Source organism: Allobosea sp. GW822-FHT03F07 (genome assembly GCF_058801345.1).
Map to the genome: position 1 here is coordinate 124,240 of NZ_JBXAND010000003.1, position 18,009 is coordinate 142,248.

15 protein-coding genes are annotated in these 18,009 nt (G+C 68.4%); 10 read left to right on the plus strand and 5 right to left on the minus strand.

Annotated features, from left to right (window positions below):
• The first annotated feature begins 19 nt into the window (after positions 1-19).
• Both AC1RMY_RS11930 and AC1RMY_RS11935 read left to right on the plus strand, forming a co-directional pair.
• On the plus strand, positions 20-1,489 hold the full coding sequence (locus AC1RMY_RS11930; RefSeq protein ID WP_492864656.1) for an EAL domain-containing protein: 1,470 nt from the start codon (positions 20-22) through the stop codon (positions 1,487-1,489).
• Between the two features lie 114 nt (positions 1,490-1,603).
• Positions 1,604-2,473, plus strand: a complete 870-nt coding sequence (locus AC1RMY_RS11935; RefSeq protein WP_492864658.1) for a TIGR01459 family HAD-type hydrolase — start codon at positions 1,604-1,606, stop codon at positions 2,471-2,473.
• Between the two features lie 32 nt (positions 2,474-2,505).
• On the opposite strand, the gene AC1RMY_RS11940 is transcribed toward AC1RMY_RS11935, so the two are convergent.
• Complete coding sequence (locus tag AC1RMY_RS11940; protein WP_492864660.1) at positions 2,506-2,892, minus strand: response regulator; 387 nt, start codon at positions 2,890-2,892, stop codon at positions 2,506-2,508.
• A gap of 268 nt (positions 2,893-3,160) precedes the next feature.
• Between AC1RMY_RS11940 and AC1RMY_RS11945 the strand changes: the two genes are divergently transcribed.
• The 8 genes from AC1RMY_RS11945 (at position 3,161) to mutL (ending at position 14,056) form a co-directional block, all read left to right on the plus strand.
• Positions 3,161-3,604 (plus strand): MaoC family dehydratase, encoded by a 444-nt coding sequence (locus AC1RMY_RS11945; RefSeq protein ID WP_492864662.1) that lies wholly within the window; start codon positions 3,161-3,163, stop codon positions 3,602-3,604.
• A 143-nt stretch (positions 3,605-3,747) separates the two neighbouring features.
• Positions 3,748-4,716, plus strand: a complete 969-nt coding sequence (locus tag AC1RMY_RS11950; RefSeq protein ID WP_492864664.1) for a bifunctional riboflavin kinase/FAD synthetase — start codon at positions 3,748-3,750, stop codon at positions 4,714-4,716.
• 207 nt (positions 4,717-4,923) lie between these two features.
• Entirely contained in the window at positions 4,924-7,950 is a 3,027-nt protein-coding gene (ileS, locus tag AC1RMY_RS11955) for an isoleucine--tRNA ligase (RefSeq protein WP_492864666.1), read from the plus strand.
• Positions 7,947-8,429, plus strand: coding sequence for a signal peptidase II (lspA, locus tag AC1RMY_RS11960; RefSeq protein ID WP_492864667.1), 483 nt, complete (start codon positions 7,947-7,949; stop codon positions 8,427-8,429). Before ileS ends, lspA begins: the two co-directional genes overlap by 4 nt.
• Before the next feature lie 75 nt (positions 8,430-8,504).
• Positions 8,505-9,149 carry a hypothetical protein gene (locus tag AC1RMY_RS11965; RefSeq protein ID WP_492864669.1) on the plus strand — a complete coding sequence of 215 codons (645 nt, stop codon included), beginning with the start codon at positions 8,505-8,507 and terminating at the stop codon, positions 9,147-9,149.
• Between the two features lie 204 nt (positions 9,150-9,353).
• The gene (locus AC1RMY_RS11970) at positions 9,354-10,661 is read left to right on the plus strand and encodes a M16 family metallopeptidase (protein WP_492864671.1); all 1,308 of its coding nucleotides are present in this window, start codon (positions 9,354-9,356) and stop codon (positions 10,659-10,661) included.
• Between the two features lie 50 nt (positions 10,662-10,711).
• Positions 10,712-12,007: a M16 family metallopeptidase gene (locus AC1RMY_RS11975; RefSeq protein ID WP_492864673.1), complete on the plus strand. Its 1,296-nt coding sequence runs from the start codon at positions 10,712-10,714 to the stop codon at positions 12,005-12,007.
• A gap of 243 nt (positions 12,008-12,250) precedes the next feature.
• On the plus strand, positions 12,251-14,056 hold the full coding sequence (gene mutL / locus AC1RMY_RS11980; RefSeq protein WP_492864675.1) for a DNA mismatch repair endonuclease MutL: 1,806 nt from the start codon (positions 12,251-12,253) through the stop codon (positions 14,054-14,056).
• Between the two features lie 19 nt (positions 14,057-14,075).
• Here mutL and AC1RMY_RS11985 read toward each other — a convergent pair whose 3' ends face one another.
• The 4 genes from AC1RMY_RS11985 to AC1RMY_RS12000 all read right to left on the minus strand — a co-directional run bounded on the left by AC1RMY_RS11985 (position 14,076) and on the right by AC1RMY_RS12000 (position 17,979).
• A complete protein-coding gene (locus AC1RMY_RS11985; protein WP_492864677.1) occupies positions 14,076-14,450 on the minus strand; it encodes a DUF2019 domain-containing protein in 375 nt (124 codons plus the stop codon).
• Positions 14,447-15,004 (minus strand): hypothetical protein, encoded by a 558-nt coding sequence (locus AC1RMY_RS11990; protein WP_492864679.1) that lies wholly within the window; start codon positions 15,002-15,004, stop codon positions 14,447-14,449. The genes AC1RMY_RS11985 and AC1RMY_RS11990 overlap by 4 nt, the downstream gene beginning before the upstream one ends.
• A 289-nt stretch (positions 15,005-15,293) precedes the next feature.
• The gene (rsmD, locus tag AC1RMY_RS11995; protein WP_492864681.1) at positions 15,294-15,854 is read right to left on the minus strand and encodes a 16S rRNA (guanine(966)-N(2))-methyltransferase RsmD; all 561 of its coding nucleotides are present in this window, start codon (positions 15,852-15,854) and stop codon (positions 15,294-15,296) included.
• A gap of 10 nt (positions 15,855-15,864) precedes the next feature.
• Positions 15,865-17,979: a pseudouridine synthase gene (locus tag AC1RMY_RS12000; protein ID WP_492864683.1), complete on the minus strand. Its 2,115-nt coding sequence runs from the start codon at positions 17,977-17,979 to the stop codon at positions 15,865-15,867.
• Between the last annotated feature and the right edge of the window lie 30 nt (positions 17,980-18,009).

Below are 18,009 nucleotides of genomic sequence, written 5' to 3' on the forward strand. Positions count from 1 at the left end.
CCCTCGCGCGATCGCTGTCTTGGCCCCTCTCCGACCGAACGCCCTGCATCCTCTCGCCAGCGCCGTCGCCGGGCTGTCGGCGGGCGCGGTCCTGCTGCTTTTGCTGCCGACGCCGCTGGGCACTGCGCTGGGCCTGCTCCTGGCAGGTGCGGGCTCGATCGGTTCCTTCTGGCTGTTCGAGCGGCGTGGTCTGGCACAGCGCGAACAGGTGCTGGCTGCGATTGGCGAGGTCAAGGTCCGGCTCGCGACCAGCGCGATCCGGCTCGATGCCCTGTCCAGTCGCGTCGACCAGATGCCGATGCGCGAGGCCGACGCGGTGCCGGCGCGCGCCGCCATCAATGAACTGACGGCCGAGGTCGGGCTCTTGGGCGACTTGATCCATCAGGTCGCGACGACACTGTCGGATCACGACGCCGCGCTCGCCGCCATCCAGGCGAAGGCGGCTCCGCGGCAGCCTGCCGAGGCCCCTGTCGTGGTCATCGATCCCGAGGCGGCGCGGCAGGAGCGTTTGCAGGCTATGGCCGTCGAACGGGCCGAGGCGGCGCGGCAGGCGCAGGAAAAGGCTGCGGCCGAGCGCGCCGCGGTCATCAGCGCCGCGCTCTCCGAGGGCAGGGTGGAGGTTCACCTGCAGCCGATCGTGCAACTGCCGCAGCGGCGCACCCGCGGCTACGAGGCGCTGGTGCGCCTGCGGCTCGACGAGAACACGCTCCTGCTGCCGCACGAATTCCTGCCCGTCATCGAGGAGCGTGGCTTCGGCCCGACGCTGGACGCGCTCGTCCTGACGCGCGCGCTCGCCATCGCCCGCCATCTCGGCTCGAAGGAGGGCGAGCTTTTCGTCTCCTGCAATTTCGGCGCGGCGACCTGGGGCTCGTCCAAGGCGCTGGTCACGCTGTCGCGCATCCTCGACAAATATCGCGAGCACACCGGCCATCTGATCATCGAGATGCCGCAGCGCGTCTTCCGCGATCTCGATCCGACGAGCCTGGGGCTGCTTGGCGCGATGTCGGCCAATGGCGTGCGTTTCGCGCTCGATCAACTCGTCGATCTCCGGCTCGACCCGGTCGCGCTGTTCGATCGCGGAATCCGCTTCGTCAAGGCGCCGGCTGCGTTGCTGATGGAGCATGCCGAGGGCGGCGCCGCCACCGACATCGCGGCCGGCGACCTCTCGACCTTGTTGGCGCGGGCCTCGATCGTCCTGGTCGCGGATGACGTCGCGGACAATCCGACGGTCGCCGACATGATCGACCTCGGCGTCATGATGGCGCAGGGGCTCGTTTTCTCGCCGCCGCGGCCGGTCAAGCCGGACGTCTTCGCCGAACCCGCCCAGCCCGCGCCCGAGCCGGCGCCGGAGCCGGCCCCGCAGCGCCAGCCCGCCGAAATCGTCGGCCACCCGGCGGCGGCTCCTGCCGCCATGCAGGAGGCTCCGGTTCAGGAAGCGCCGCCCGAGCGGCAGTCCTTCCGCTCCGTCCTGCGCCGCGCCACCGCCTGAGCTTTCGCTCTGCAAAAAATGTCGGCCACGGCAGGGCGCCGTCGCCTCGCCGTGGGTGCGGGAGCGGCCCCGATGCTGTAGAGCGTCGGCAATCAGCCTTGGAGAGTGATAACCGTGCCGTCACCCGAGATCGCCGTCACCCGGCCCCTGCCGGGCTTTTCCGAGATCGCCGATCGTTTCGATCTCTGCCTCTGCGATGTCTGGGGTGTCGTCCATAACGGCGTGGCCGCCTTCGGCGATGCGGTCGAAGCGCTGGTCAAGATGCGCGAACGCGGCATCAGTGTCGTCCTCGTCACCAATGCACCGCGCCCGAACGCCGAAATCGCGCGCCAGCTCGAGGGCCTCCAGGTGCCGCAGGCCGCTTATGACGCGATCGTGACCTCCGGGGATGTCTGCCGGGCCCTGATCCAGGCCCGCGCCGGCCAGCCGATGTTCAGGCTCGGTCCCGATCGTGATCTGCCGCTGATCGCCGGGCTCGATGCGCCGCAGGTCGGCCCGGACGCGGCGAGCTATGTGCTCTGCACCGGCCTGTTCGACGACACGACCGAGACTGCCGAGAGCTATGCCGATCTGCTCGCCGGCTTCGCCGCCCGCAGCCTCGAGATGATCTGCGCCAACCCTGATCTGGTGGTCGAGCGCGGCGGCCAGATCGTGCCCTGCGCCGGCTCGGTGGCGCTGGCCTATGAGGAATTGGGCGGGAAGGTGATCTATGCCGGCAAGCCGCACCGACCGATCTACGAGGCGGCGCTGGCGCTCGCGCAGGAGAAGCGCGGCGCCCCGATCGCGCAGGGCCGGATCTGCGCCATTGGCGATGCGATTCGCACCGACATCGCCGGCGCCGATACCTTCGGCGCCACCGGTATCATGGTGCTGGCGGGCATCCATGCCCAGGATCTGATGGAAGCTTCATGGGACCAGCGTCATGGCTGGTTCGCGCGGCAAAGCCATCGTCCGGCCTACGCGCTGCCTCATCTCGTCTGGTGAGGCCGCCGCCAGTTGAGACGTGGCGTTTGCCTTCAGGCGGCGCAAACGACGGCTTCGATCTTGGACCGTAGCGTCTGCGCGTTGAACGGCTTGACGATGTAGTTGTTCACGCCCGCCTTCTTGGCGGCGATGACATTCTCGGTTTTCGACTCGGCGGTGACCATGATGAAGGGCGTCGCCGACAGCGCGTCTTCCTCACGCACGCGCTGCAGCAGCTCGAATCCGGTCATCGGCTCCATGTTCCAGTCGGAAATGACCAGCCCGTACTGCTTGTCGCGCATCTTGGCGATGGCGGCCTGGCCGTCCGAGGCGTCGTCGACATTCTCGAAGCCGAGCTGCTTCAGGAGATTGCGGATGATCCGGACCATCGTCTGGTAATCGTCGACCACCAGGATGGGCATGGAAGGGTCGAGAGCCATTGCGGTGCTCCAAGAAAACGGGAAGGCGCGGGCGGTACCCACGCTGCGCTGCCTTGATCAAGGCAGCGGCTACAGGTCAAGGTGATAGCGCGCCCGGCTTTCAAAGCTGTTAATCCGATGCCGGAGTGACGCAGGGTCATACGACTTCCTGCGAGGCCACCAAAGTCCTATGGTCGGCCTGCCGCTGCTGTGACAGGGTTGCCTTATAGACAGATCGATCCCGGCTGGAGGTCTCGCGCCGCGCCGGAGACGAAGGCCGATCACAGCAATGAACAGCACGCTCTACACCGTCCACGCCTTCGAGGACCTGACCGTCGGCCAGAGCGAGAGCCTGATGCGGACTGTGATGGAGCGTGACGTGTCGCTGTTCGCCGATCTCTCGGGCGACGCCAATCCGATCCATCTCTGCGACCGCTTCGCCGCCAACACCAAGTTCGGCCAGCGCATAGCCCATGGCATGCTGACCGCGAGCCTGGTCTCCGCGCTGCTCGGCACGAAGTTGCCGGGCCCCGGCGCAGTCTATCTGTCGCAGACCCTGACCTTCCTCGCGCCGGTGAAGATCGGCGATGTCGTCACCGCCCGCGTCGAGGTCGTGGAACTGGTCACGGAGCGCCGCCGGGCCCGGCTGTTCTGCGAGTGCCTCGTCGACGGCAAGGCGGTTCTGGAGGGCGAGGCCTGGGTCGCCTTGCCGCCGTCCGCGCCCAGGGATTGAGCCCAGGCATCGAGCCAAGGATTCAGCAGGGATCGACACACGGATCAGGTCATGGGTTGAGCCAGCCGGCTTGACGCCTCGCCGCGTCTGCCCAATGACGGGCCTGCCCGGCGAGCGCCCGGGCGCCCGGATAGCCCTGCCCGATGAACTCTTCCGCCGACGCCGCCGCGAGCTTCGTGCTCGACCTCGACAGGCCGATACCCGATGCCATGCGAGGCGCGGTTATCGCGCTCGGCAATTTCGACGGCGTCCATCGCGGCCACGCCGAACTGGCGCGCGTCGCGGGCGAGATGGCGGCAAGGCTTGGAACCCGGGCCGCCGCTCTGACATTCGAGCCGCATCCGCGCAGCGTCTTCCGCCCTGAGCATCCCGTCTTCCGCCTGACGCCGCCGGCCGTGAAGACGGAACTGCTGGCCGCGGTCGGCCTGCCGCTCACCTTCGTGCTGCCCTTCACCCGCGACATCGCCGCTATTCATGCCGAGGCCTTCGTCGATGAACTCCTGCTCGGCAAGCTCGGCGCTGCGGGGCTGGTCTGCGGTTATGATTTCCATTTCGGCCAGGGCCGGAGCGGCTCGCCGGAGATGCTCGAGGCGCGGGCCATACATGCCGGCGTGCCCGTTGCCGTCATTGCGCCCTATGCCTGGGCGGGCGAGCCGGTCTCCTCGACACTGATCCGCAACCTGCTGGAAAAGGGCGATGTCGCCCGTGCGGCTGAGTTCCTCGGCCGGCCGTGGTTCGTGCGCGGCGTGGTTGCCCATGGCGACAAGCGCGGGCGTGATCTCGGCTATCCCACCGCGAATATGCATCTCGCCCGCGATTGCCGGCTGAAATACGGCATCTATGCCGTCAGGATGAAGATCGAGGGCGTCTGGCATGACGGCGTCGCCAGCTTCGGCAGCCGTCCCACCTTCGACGACGGCGCTCCGCGGCTCGAAACCTTCGTCTTCGACTTCTCCGGCGACCTCTATGGCAAGCAGGTCGATGTCGCCCTCGTCGCCTGGCTGCGCGGCGAAGCGAAGTTCGACTCGCTCGACGCTCTGATTGTCCAGATGGACGCCGACAGCCTGCGGGCGCGCGACATCCTGACGAGGACGCCGCCCTTCCTTCCTTAGCGTGCGCCTGCTAGAAGCCGCTCATGCTCGCCCTTTGCGTCAAGTTCATCGATGTTTCCCGGCGAATTACAGGCCCGGCTGCCGCCCTGCGCTGATGCGTGGGCGCTTGCGCAAGCCGGGTGACGATCGCTTTTCCTGATTTTTTCAGCGGATCAGCGCCAAGCCAGGCAATCATGGCAGGCTCATCCGCATTGCCCGAGCCGGACCATGACCGACAAGCCCCAAGCAAAGCTGACCGACAAGACCGACGCCGTCGACTATTCCCAGACCCTGTTCCTGCCGCAGACAGAGTTCCCGATGCGGGCAGGCCTGCCGCAGCGCGAGCCGGAACTGCTCGCGCGCTGGGCCAAGATCGATCTCTACCGCAAGCTGCGCGAGGCCGGGAAGGGCCGCGACCGCTTCGTCCTGCATGACGGCCCTCCTTACGCCAACGGCAACATCCATATCGGCCATGCGCTGAACAAGGTCCTGAAGGACCTCGTCACCCGCTCGCAGCAGATGCTCGGCCACGACTCCAACTACGTTCCGGGCTGGGACTGCCACGGCCTGCCGATCGAGTGGAAGATCGAGGAGCAGTACCGCGCCAAGGGCCTGAACAAGGACGACGTCGATGTCGTCGAGTTCCGCAAGGAATGCCGCGCCTTTGCCGAACACTGGGTCGATGTCCAGCGCGAGGAGTTCAAGCGGCTCGGCGTCGAGGGCGACTGGGACGATCCTTACCTGACCATGGCCTATCCCGCCGAGGCGCAGATCGCCCGCGAGATCATGAAGTTCGCCGAGACCGGCCAGCTCTATCGCGGCTCCAAGCCGGTGATGTGGTCGGTGGTCGAGAAGACCGCGCTCGCCGAGGCCGAGGTCGAGTATGAGGAGCACACGAGCGACACGGTGTTCGTGGCGTTTCCGCTGGTCGCCGCGACGGTGTATGATCCCAAAACTGCAGAGCAGCGTCGGCTCGCTTCACCCGCGGATTTCCGCGAGTTCGGGATTGAAGGCGCCTCCGTAGTTATCTGGACGACCACGCCTTGGACGATTCCGGGCAACCGCGCGATCGCATTCTCATCCAAACTCCAGTACGCGCTGTACCGGGTTATCCAAGCGCCGGAAGGAAATTGGGCAAAGGTTGGAGCGGTTTATCTTCTTGCAGAGAAGCTCGCAGATGCGGTCTTTAAGGCAGCCAAGGTGGATGGCTATGAGAAGCTCGCTGAACCAATCCTGCTGAACGTTGGTCTCACCGCCGCCCACCCTCTGCGCGGCCATGGCTACGATTTCGACGTCCCCCTTCTCGACGGCGACCATGTCACCGACGATGCCGGTACCGGCTTCGTCCACACCGCGCCGGGCCACGGCCGCGAGGACTTCGACGTCTGGATGGCGAACGGCCAGAAGCTGGCGAAGGCCGGCATCGAGACCCGCATCCCCTACACCGTCGATGCCGATGGCCGTTTCACCAAGGATGCGCCCGGCTTCGAGGGCGCGCAGGTCATCACCGACAAGGGCGAGAAGGGCGACGCCAACGATGCCGTGATCAAGGCGCTCGCGGCTTCCGGCAGTCTCGTCGCGCGCGGCCGCCTGAAGCACCAGTATCCGCATTCGTGGCGCTCGAAGAAGCCGGTCATCTTCCGCAACACGCCGCAATGGTTCATCGCGATGGACAAGACGGTCGATACGCTCGGCAACCGGACGCTGCGCGAGGTCGCGCTCGGCGCGATCAAGGAGACCGAATGGGTCCCCGCTGCCGGCGAGAACCGCATCAACGGCATGATCGCCAACCGGCCGGACTGGGTCGTCTCGCGCCAGCGCGCCTGGGGCGTGCCGATCACCGTCTTCGTCGAAAAGGAGACGAAGGACATCCTGGTCGACCCGAAGGTCAACGCCGCCATCGCCGAGGCTTTCGAAGCTGAAGGCGCCGACGCCTGGTTCACCGACACCGACGGCGCCCGCTTCCTGAAGCCGTTCGGCTACGATCCGGCGCTGTATGAGCGCGTCACCGACGTGCTCGACGTCTGGTTCGATTCAGGCTCGACCCATGCCTTCACGCTGGAGAAGCGCGCCGATCTGCGCGCCCGGCGTCGCGGCGATGGCGGCAATGACCGCGTGATGTATCTCGAAGGCTCGGACCAGCATCGCGGCTGGTTCCATTCCTCGCTGCTCGAAAGCTGCGGCACACGCGGCCGCGCGCCCTATGACATCGTGCTGACGCACGGCTTCTGCCTGGACGAGAAGGGCGAGAAGATGTCGAAGTCGAAGGGCAACGTCACGGCCCCGCAGGACATCATCAAGGACAGCGGCGCCGACATCCTGCGCCTCTGGGTCGCGGCGGCGGATTATTCCGACGATCTGCGCATCGGCAAGGAGATCCTCAAGACCTTCGTCGAGACCTATCGCAAGCTGCGCAACACCCAGCGCTGGATGCTCGGCACGCTCGCGCATTTCAGCGAGGACATCCGCGTCGCCGAGCCGCAGACCATGCCGGAGCTGGAGCGGCTGATGCTGCACCGGCTGGCCGAACTCGGGCCCCAGGTCGAGGAAGCCTATCGCACCTACGACTACAAGAAGGTCGTGACGCTGCTCTCGCAGTTCATGAACACCGAGCTCTCGGCCTTCTATTTCGACGTCCGCAAGGACGCGCTCTATTGCGATCCGCTCTCCAGCCATGTCCGCAAGAGCGCGCTCACCGTCGTCGACCATCTCTTCCGCTGCCTGACGACCTGGCTCGCGCCGATCCTGGTCTTCACGGCCGAGGAGGCCTGGCTCGAGCGTTACCCCGATCAGAAGGTCGGCGAGGGCTCGGTCCACCTCCAACTCTTCGCCAAGGCGCCGGCCGACTGGCTCGATCCCGAACTGGCCGAGCGCTGGAGCAAGATCCGCAAGGTCCGCCGTGTTGTCACCGGCGCGCTCGAACTGGAGCGCGCCGCCAAGCGGCTGGGCTCCTCGCTGGAGGCCGCACCGCAGGTCTTCATCACGGATGCCGATCTCTTCGCCGCGCTCTCGGGCGTCGATCTCGCCGAGATCAGCATCACCTCGGGCATCCGCGTCGAGAATGGGGATGGGCCGGAAGAGGCTTTCCGCCTCGCCGAGGTGCCGGGCGTCGCGGTCGTGCCGCATCGCGCCGACGGCATCAAATGCGCCCGTTCCTGGAAGTATTTCGATCCGGCGACGGCCGACGCCGCCTATCCCTCGGTGACGCCGCGTGACGCAAGGGCGCTGCGCGAACTCGGAAAGGGCGCTGCGTGAGCCCTGCTCGTCGTCTTGGCGTCATCGTCGTCCTGATCGTCTTCCTGGCCGATCAGGCGCTCAAGCTCTGGCTGCTCTTCGGCCTGCGCCTGGCCGAGACCGGCCCCTTCGCGATCACGCCGTTCATGGACATCGTGCTCGCCTGGAACCGCGGCATTTCCTACGGGCTCTTCCAGCAGGGCACCGATATCGGACGCTGGGCGCTGGTGATCATCTCCTTCGTCGCGGCGGTCTGGCTCGGCCGCTGGATGTGGCGCGAGCAGCGCCCCCTGACGGTGGCCAGCCTCGCGCTGATTGTTGGCGGCGCGCTCGGCAACGGGCTCGACCGTGCTGTCTACGGTGCCGTGGTAGACTTCGTTCACCTGCATTATGGCAGCTTCAGCTGGTACATCTTCAACATAGCCGATGCGGCCATCGTTGTCGGAGTGATCGGTCTGCTATATGAGTCCTTCCGCCCAGGCGCGGAAAAGACGGCTTGAGCCGGGTTTCGCCATCGTTTCGCCGTTCGTCTGGGGCTTGTGTAGGGGAAGCGATATCCCCGAGGGAGGTTTGACATGGCTCACCGCATCCGCGTGACGCATCTGCTGTTGGCCGGCGGTCTTGTTCTGGCGGCCCAGCCCGCGCTGGCGCAGGAGGGCATGCTCTTCAAGAACCTGATGGAGGGCGTCATCGGCGGCCGGCCGGGCGAGGATATCGAGTATCGCCAGCGCCCGCCGCTCGTCGTTCCGCCGAGTTCGGTTCTGCCGCGCCCGCAGGATCCGGCGAGCACCCGCAACGCAGCCTGGCCGAACGATCCAGACGTCGCCAAGCGCCGCGCGGACGCCGCCAGCGCCCGTGCCCCGGCAGGCTCCAACCCGAACTGGCGCAACAATCCCATGCTGAGCCAGGAGGAGTTGCGCCGCGGCCGCACCACGCGTGACGCCGGCCGTCCGGTCATCGCCGAGGACCACAACAACTACAACAACCAGATCGCGCCGATCCGCATCGGCCGCGAAATGGCGGGCCGCCACAACCAGGCCGCGGCCGACCAGCTCGTCTATGGTGAGGAGCCGCCGCGTCGCCTGCTCTCCGAGCCTCCGGTCGGTTATCGTCGCCCGGCCGGTACTGCGGCGCTCGGCCCCGGCAAGCAAGGACCCCAGGAGGACAGGCAGGCGGTCGGCCAGCGCGAGTTCCTGACCGGTCAGGTCCCGATGCAGTAAGCGCGATGCCGGAGTCGTGCCCCCCCTGCGGAACGGCTTCGGGCGCGCCAAGGCGCATGGCTCTGGCGCTAGACGTCACGCCGCCTTATCTCCGGTAGACTGACCATCCCGGTGCGCAGCCAGCCTCGCGCGCCGGCAATCCCTTGTGCATGCTGTATCCGCGCGGGCTCTCGACCCCGCGTGCGGCAATGGAGACGGCCCCAGGTGAACAAGCATTCGCAGCAGGGCCAGGCCCGCCAGGCGCAGGCCGCGCAGCCCGTCGAATCCTTCCAGCTCGCCAATGGCATGGACGTCGTCGTCGTCCCGGACCGTCGCGCGCCCGTCGTCACCCACATGGTCTGGTATCGCAATGGCTCGGCCGATGATCCGGCCGGCAAGTCCGGCATCGCGCATTTCCTCGAGCACCTGATGTTCAAGGGCACGGCCCGCTGGCCGGCCGGCGAGTTCTCCAAGATCGTTGCCGGCTTCGGCGGGCAGGAGAACGCCTTCACCTCCTTCGACTACACCGCCTATTTCCAGCGCGTGCCGAAGGAACATCTGCGCGCGATGATGGATTACGAGGCCGACCGCATGACCGGGCTGGCTTTCGATGAGAGCGTCGTCGGTCCCGAGCGCGACGTCGTCCTCGAAGAGCGCAAGATGCGCGTCGATTCAGACCCCGCTGCCCAGCTCGGCGAGGAATTCTCCTCGGCGCTCTTCGTGCATCACCCCTATGGCACGCCGATCATCGGCTGGGAGCACGAGATCGAGGAACTGAACCGCGACGACGCCTTCGCCTATTACCAGCGCTTCTATACGCCCGAGAACGCGATCCTCGTGATCGCCGGCGACACCGATGCCGCGACCGTGCGGCGCCTTGCCGAAGAGACCTACGGCGCGATCCCCGCGCGCGGCGCGATGCCGGTCCGCAAGCGCCCGGCCGAGCCTGATCCGCGCGCCGCGCGCCGCATCACGCTGAGCGATCCCCGCGTGCGCCAGCCCTCGCTGCGGCGCGGCTGGCTGACCCCGACCTATCGCAGCGGCGATGCCGACGAGGTCTTCGCGCTCGAGCTTGTCGCCGAAATCCTTGGCGGCGGCACGACCTCGCGGCTCTATCGCAGGCTCTGCGTCGAACAGGAGTTGGCTTCTGGCGCCAGCGCTTATTTTATGGGCTCGATGGTCGATCGCGCCGCTTTCCAGGTCTCCGCCAGCCCGCGCCCCGGCGTCGAGATGGCGGCGTTGGAGGCCGGGCTCGATGCAGCGCTCGCCACTTTCCTCGATGAGGGGCCGAGCGAACTGGAACTCGCCCGTGCCCGCACCCGCCTCGTCGCTGAGACGATCTTCGCCCGCGACAGCCAGTCTTCGTTGGCGCGCATCTTCGGCGCCTCGCTCGCCGTCGGCGAGAGCGTCGCGGACGTGCTGGCCTGGCCCTCGCGGATCGAAGCCGTGCCGCGCGAGGCCGTGGTCGAGGCGGCCCGTCGCTATCTTCGGCCCGACCGCTGCGTCACCGGCCTGCTGCTGCCTTCCGCCTGAACCGGCCGCCCTCTTTCCTCGGGGCCGCCGACCCGCCGTCAGGACATGACATGAACGCACCCATCCCCGCCGCCGTATCGAATCTCTCGGGGCCCTCCGTCGCCGTCCAGAAGGTCCGCTCGCCTGCGGGTGTCGGGGCCTGGCTGGTCGAGGAGCACAGCCTGCCGCTGATCGCGGTCGATTTTGCCTTCGACGGCGGCGCGACGCGCGATCCCGACAACGCCGCCGGCAGCGCCTATCTCGTCTCGGGCCTGCTCGACGAGGGCGCCGGCGATCTCGATGCCGAAGCCTTCCACGGCAAGCTCGCCGATCACGCGATCAGCCTGGGCTTCGATGCCCGCCGCGACGATTTCCACGGCCATCTCCAGACGCTGTCCGGTCATCGCGACACCGCCTTCGAGCTGCTCGCGCTCGCCGTCAACGCGCCGCGCTTCGACGCTGACGCCGTGGCGCGGGTCAAGGGACAGGTCATTTCCGGCCTGCAGCGCCAGGCGCAGAATCCCGAGACGCTCTGCCGCAATGCGCTCTATGCGGCGGCCTTCGCCGGCCACCCCTACGCCCGCCCCGAGAAGGGCGATGTCGACAGCGTGTCGCGGCTCGAGCCTGCCGCATTGAAGGCGCTCTCGCGCGACCTGCTCACCCGCGCGGGGCTCAAGGTCGTGGTGGTCGGCGACATCACGGCCGACGAACTCTCCCGCCGCCTCGATCAGGTCTTCGGCGCGCTGCCTGAAGGCCTGCCGCGTGCGTTGCCCGGCGAGCCGCTGCCGATCCAGGGGCTGGGCGAAACCCATGTCATCGATCTCGACGTGCCGCAGACCGTGCTGCGCTTCGTCGGTCCCGGCCTGATGCGGCACGATCCCGATTTCATCGCCGGCAGCGTGCTGAACCACATCCTCGGCGGTTCCGCCTTCACCTCGCGGTTGTTCATGGAGGTGCGCGAGAAGCGCGGCCTCGCCTATGGCGTCTCGTCGAGCCTGCTGCCGCTGCGTGAGAGCGCCATGCTGGTCGGCGGCACCGCGACCAAGAACGAGCGCGCCGCCGAGTCGATGACCGTGATCCGCGGGGAGATGGCCAAGCTCGCCAGCGAGGGACCGAGCGAGCACGAGGTCGAGGAGGCCAAGCGCTACATCATCGGCTCCTATCCGCTGCGCTTCGACACCTCGCCGAAGATCGCTTCCGAGCTGCTCGGCCTCGCGGTGAACGGCTTCGAGCCGGAGTTCCTCGGCGAGCGCAATAGGCTCTTTGCGGCGGTGACGCTGGCTGACGTCAAGCGCGTGGCGGATAGGCTCTTTGGCGACCCGCGTTTGCTCGTGCAGGCGGTGGGTCGGCCGGTCGATCTGGTCTGAGTTGAAGGCTTGATATTACTCAAGAAGCGCGGGTCATCCCGGGCGACCGGAGGGAGACCCGGAATCCATGCCTGAGCCTCTCAAAAGTAGCGCTCCGACATGGATCCCCGATCGGCACCGCTGACGCGGCTTGTCCGGGATGACGGCGCGGATAAGAGCGCCGGACGCTCCCAACCGCTATCCTCCGACTTGGCACCGACACGATTCGGCGCCGCCGCATATCTCATCCACCCGGATCGCCTCATGTCCGTCCGCCGCCTCGATCCCGTCCTGGTCGACCGCATCGCCGCCGGTGAGGTGATCGAGCGGCCGGCTGCCGCGGTGAAGGAGTTGGTCGAGAACGCGATCGACGCCGGTGCGCGCGCGATTACGGTGACCATCGCAGCCGGTGGGCGCGAACTGATCCGCGTCGTCGACGACGGTGCCGGCATGACGCCCGACGATCTGGCCCTCGCCGTCGAGCGCCATGCCACCTCCAAGCTCCCGGACGGCGATCTCTTCGCGATCAATTCGCTCGGCTTCCGTGGCGAGGCGCTGCCCTCGATCGGCTCGGTCGCGCGCCTGTCCATCGCGACCCGCCGCCATGAGGCAGCCCAGGGCGTCGGCCTCGTCGTCGAGGCGGGGGAGAAGGGCGTCGTGCGTCCCGTCGCCGCCGCGCCGGGCACGCGCATCGAGGTCAGCGATCTCTTCGCCTTCACCCCGGCGCGACTGAAATTCCTGAAGAGCGACCGGGCCGAGGCGCAGGCTGTCTCGGAGATGCTGCGTCGCCACGCCATCGCCCATCCCGCGATCCGCTTCGCGCTCGAAGGCGAGCACGTCTCGCCCTTCGACTGGCCGGCCGAGGCGCTGGGCGATGACGGCCAGCTCCGCCGGCTTGGCCGCGCGCTCGGCCGTGACTTCCCGGAGAATGCGCTTCGCCTCGATGCGGCGCGCGAGGGCTTCCGCGTCACAGGCTTCGCCGGCCTGCCGACCTTCCATCGCGGCACCTCGGCGGGAGTCCACCTCGCCGTCAACGGCCGCCCGGTGCGCGATAAGCTGCTGCTCTCGGCCGTGCGCGGCGCTTATGCCGACGTCGTGCCCTCCGACCGGCATCCGGTGCTTTTCCTCAACGTCACCTGCGATCCGCGCCTCGTCGATGTCAACGTCCATCCCGCCAAGAGCGAGGTCCGTTTCCGCGATCCCGCGCTGGTGCGCGGCCTCGTCGTCTCCGGGCTGAAGGCGGCGCTGGCCGAGGCCGGTCACCGCGCCACCACCACCGGCGGCGCCCGCACGCTGGAGGCCTTCCGCGCGGTCTTCGCCGGCGCCGGAAACGCCGCTGCGCCTCTGCGCCCGAACCTGCCCGACACGCCGGCCTGGACGGCGTCCGCCAGCGGCTTCGACGCCCGCCCGCAGCAAGGCTTCTCCAGCTTCGGCGCGCCCTCGGCCGATGCCCGCGCGCATCTCGCCGAGCCGACCCGCGACGCGCTCGACCGCCCACTCGGCGCCGCTCGCACCCAGCTCCATGAGACCTATATCGTCGCCCAGACGCGTGAGGGCATCGTCATCGTCGACCAGCACGCTGCCCATGAGCGCCTCGTCTATGAACGCCTCAAGGCAGAGCGCGCCAGGAATGGCATCGCGCGCCAGCCGCTGCTGCTGCCTGAGGTCGTCGAACTCGACCCCGTCGACGCGGATCGCCTGAACACGGCGAGCGAAGAACTGGAAACGCTGGGCTTGCGGCTCGAACCCTTCGGGCCGGGCGCCGTGCTCGTCCGCGAGGCGCCGCAGCAGCTCGCCGGCGGCAACCTCCAGAAGCTCGTCCGCGACGTCGCCGATGCGCTGGCCGAGCACGGCACCGCCGGCTCGCTGGAGCGCCGCCTCGACCATGTCCTGGCGACGATGGCCTGCCACAACTCCGTCCGCGCCGGCCGCCGCCTGCGCCCCGAGGAGATGGATGCGCTGCTGCGCGAGATGGAGGTCACGCCCAATTCAGGCCAGTGCAACCACGGCCGGCCGACCTATGTCGAATTGAAGCTCGCCGATATCGAGCGGCTGTTCGGGCGGCGGTGAGGAGGGCTGTTAGATCTCATCAGCTTGGTCGATAGAAGCCCGTGTCAATGTTCTCCAGCGAAATTCCCGCGTCGCCTGCTTGAGGGTACCATTTCGAATCCACGATGGCCTGCATCTCGCAGCGAGCGGCGAGATAATCCACCGCGAGATTGGCGCGGGCGGCCGACAGCCGAACCTGCATGTTGGGATGGCCGAACAACTTCATGAGAAGGCGCCGTTGATCGCCCGGCCGAGACTTTAGCTCCGTCTCTAGAGCATGAACCCGCCAGACGAGACGGTTGACGCGCGCCAGTTCATCGCGCTCCATCGCGTCGTATTGCTCGACGCAGAGTTGCTCGAAACGACGAACGATTTCGTCACTCGATAGGGCGCTCAGATCCTCTCTGCGCTTCATTTGAGGACTCCGAATCGGCGCATGGCCATCTGCCCGACACGGACATGTTCGGACCAGTCGCGGCCACGAAGATAGGCCCGTGGAGATTGCATGCCGAAATCGGGGTTTGGCTTGTTATACCACCCCGTAATTTCATGATGCTTGTACTTCGGCACGCTGACAACGTTGTGGACACTGTCGAGCATCGAGGGGGAAAAGCCCTCGCGCATCTGCGTACCCTGTTCGACGATGTGATGGTCTTCATAACCTGGCCGCCTCTGACCGGCATTCTGCTGGAGCTCGGCAAGCGACCTCGGCTCGTCCTGATAGGATCGGATCGACGGCCACTCCGAATACAGCCAATGCCCCGCCTCGATCGCCATGAAGGCTGCGCCGATCGGGCCGGCCCGCCGCAGCGCCACGCGGGCGATCTGCTTGGCGAGCGCCTTGGCGGCCTGGGTCTTCGAGACCTTGTCGTTGGGCGGCTCTTTTGGAGGCTCAGGTGGGTCGAGCGAAGGCCCGCCATTGTCGCCGATGCCCGGCTGTCGGCCTTGTGCGTAGCCCTCGACATACATCCATTGGCCGCTGCCCGGCCCGCTTCCTCCGGGAATGCGGGGTTGGTCCTCCCTGAAGCCGGCCTTTTCGACGAGGGCCTGCAGCCGCGCCAGGGCACGCATCATGCGCTCGCCGGCTACTTGGCTGGCGAGCCTGTTGCGGCGCAGCCGAGCGGCATGCTCGGCTTGTCGTATCGATGAGAGTGGAAGCATCCGTGCGTTTGATCTCCGCGACGGACACGGAGACTAAGCACGAAGGACAAGCCGGGGATAAGGTCGCGGCCAATCCCCGTTCAGCGGCCGGTGTGGCTCACCCCGCCCGCAACATCACCACCTGCGTCTCGCCATAGGCCCGGCGCTCGATCTCCTCGAAGCCCTCCGGCAGCGCGATCGCGACATCGGCTGCCTCCTCGAGCACCACCAGCGCGCCCGGCTCCAGCCAGCCGCCATCGCGGGCGGAGGCCAACGCCTTTTCGCCCAGCCCCTTGCGATAGGGCGGGTCGCAGAAGATCACGCCGAAGGGCGCCATCGGGCCGATTGCGCCGAGCTTCGTCGCGTCGCGCCGGAAGACGCGGCTATGGCCGGCGAGGCCGAGCGCCATCTGGTTCTCGCGGATCAGCCCGCGCGCCTCGGTGCCGTCGTCGACCAGCAGCGCGAAACCCGCCCCGCGCGAGAGCGCCTCGAAAGCCATCGCGCCGGTGCCGGCGAACAGGTCGAGCACGCGCGCCCCAATGAGCGGGTCGTCATAGGCATGGGCCAGCACGTTGAAGAGCGATTCGCGCAGGCGATCCGAAGTCGGGCGAATGCTCCCGATCCCCGGTTTCGGGCCGACGAGCGGCCGCCCGCGCAAACGTCCGCCGACGATCCGCATCGGCTAGCGCTCAGCCCCGATTGCCGCCGGGGCGCGGACCCTTGCCACCACTGGGGCGGCCGCCACCCGGGCGCCCGCCACCGCCGGGCTTGCCGCCGGACGGCCGGCCGCCAGACGGCTTGCCCCCGAAGGATTTGCCCCCGAACGACTTGCCGCCGCTGCGTTCGCCCGTGCCGCTGCGCCCCGCCGGGCGCTCGCTGGAGCGCGCCGCATAGCTCTTTCCCGCTCCGCCCGGCTTGTCACCGAAGCTGCGGCCGCCGGGGCGCCTGTCGCCGCCGCGCTCCTCGCCCGGCCGCTCGCCGAAGCGACGGGGCGGGCGCTCGCCGCCCTCGCGCGCGAGCCTGTCGCCACGCGGGGCGCGTTCGGGCCGTTCAGTCGCGTCGTGCCAGGGGCGCTCCTGCCTCCGCTCGCGCCCCTGCGTCCGGGCCGGGTGGCCCTCCCTGGCGCCGCGCTCGCTGCGCGGCAGGCGGTCGGGCCTGCGCTTCGGGCTGGCATCCTCGCGTGGAGCTCTCGCCGCGCGTGGCTCCTCGCGCGCCGAGACGCTGACGCGCTCGACCAGAACGCGGCGGCCGCTCGGATCGGCGATCGCCTTGTCGCGGCGGCGCACCACCTCGCCGGTCGCCTCGCGCGTCTGGCGTTCGATCTTCGGGTCGGCACCGCGACGCGGCGGCGCCTTGCGCTCGCGCTGCGGCTCGGCCTCCTCGTCGCGCCAGACGGTGCGCTTCCACGGCTTGTCGCTGCGATCGTCGAGCGAGGGAGTGCGCACGACGTCGCTCTGCCAGCGCTCCCGCTCCGGCCTGCCGTCGCGATCGCCGGTCTCGCGTCGGCGCGGCCGGTCGTCGCCGCTCGGGGCAGCCTGGCTTGCGCGAGGTTTTGGCGGCGCTGCCGGCAGTTCGTCGCGGCGCGGCGCCTCGAAATCGACGCCGGCCTTCGCCATCAGCTCTTCGCCGAGCTGGTCCTTGAGTACGCGCGAACGCAGCTCGTCGACCTCGCCCTCGGGCAGGTCGCCGAGCTGGAACGGCCCGAACGAGACGCGGATCAGCCGGTTCACGTCGAGGCCGAGATGCTCCAGCACCGTCTTGACCTCGCGGTTCTTGCCCTCGCGCAGATCAACCGTCAGCCAGGTGTTCGAGCCCTGCTGGCGCTCGAAGCGCGCCACGACCGGGCCGTAGTGAACGCCCTCGATGGTGACGCCGTCGCGCAGTGTGTCCAGCTTGTCCTGCGTCACCGAGCCGAAGGCACGCACGCGATAGCGCCTGAGCCAGCCCGTCTCCGGCAGTTCCAGCATGCGCGCCAGCCCGCCGTCATTGGTCAGCAGCAACAGGCCTTCGGTATTGATGTCGAGCCGGCCGATCGAAAGCACGCGCGGCAGATCCTCCGGCAGCGCGTCGAAGACGGTCGGCCGACCCTCGGGATCGTGGTTCGTCGTCACGAGGCCGCGCGGCTTGTGGTAGAGCCACATCCGCGTGCGCTCGCGCGCCGGCAGCAACTCGCCATCGACCAGCACGACGTCGTCCGGGCCGACATCGAGCGCCGGGCTCTCCAGCACCTTGCCGTTCACGCTGACGCGGCCTTCCGCGATCATCGCCTCGCAGTCGCGGCGGGAGGCGACGCCGGCGCGCGCCATCACCTTGGCGACGCGCTCGGGCTCCTGGATCAGCGAAGGCAGCAGCTTGGCCTCGCTGACCGGAGCTTCCTCGCGCGGGCGCCGCGGACGCTCGGTTCTGGGCCGGTCGAAACGCTTGCCGCCAGCGCCGGCACCGCCGGAACGCTCGCCTCGCGGCGCAAAACCCTCGCGCGGCGGACGGCTCGAACTGCGCTCGCCCTCGGGCCGCGCCCGGAAGGGGCGTTCCGCGCCGCCCTCGCGGCCGGGGCGATCGCTCCCGGCGCGCTCGCGGAAGGGCGCGCGGGCTCCTTCCGGCTTGCCGAAGCTGCGGGCGGGGCGTTCTGCGCCCTCGCTGCGGCTTCGGAACGGCTTGCGTTCGCCGCCGGCTGGTCCGCCGGAGCGCGGGCCCTTGCCGCCGAAACCCCCGCCATCGCGCCCGCCGCCAGATCCGCCGCCACGCCCGCCGGCTCCGCCGCCCTTGCGCGGGCCCCGGCTTTTCTGATTGTTGTCGTCGCTCATGACTGCTCCTGAGCGTGCCGCGCCGAAAGT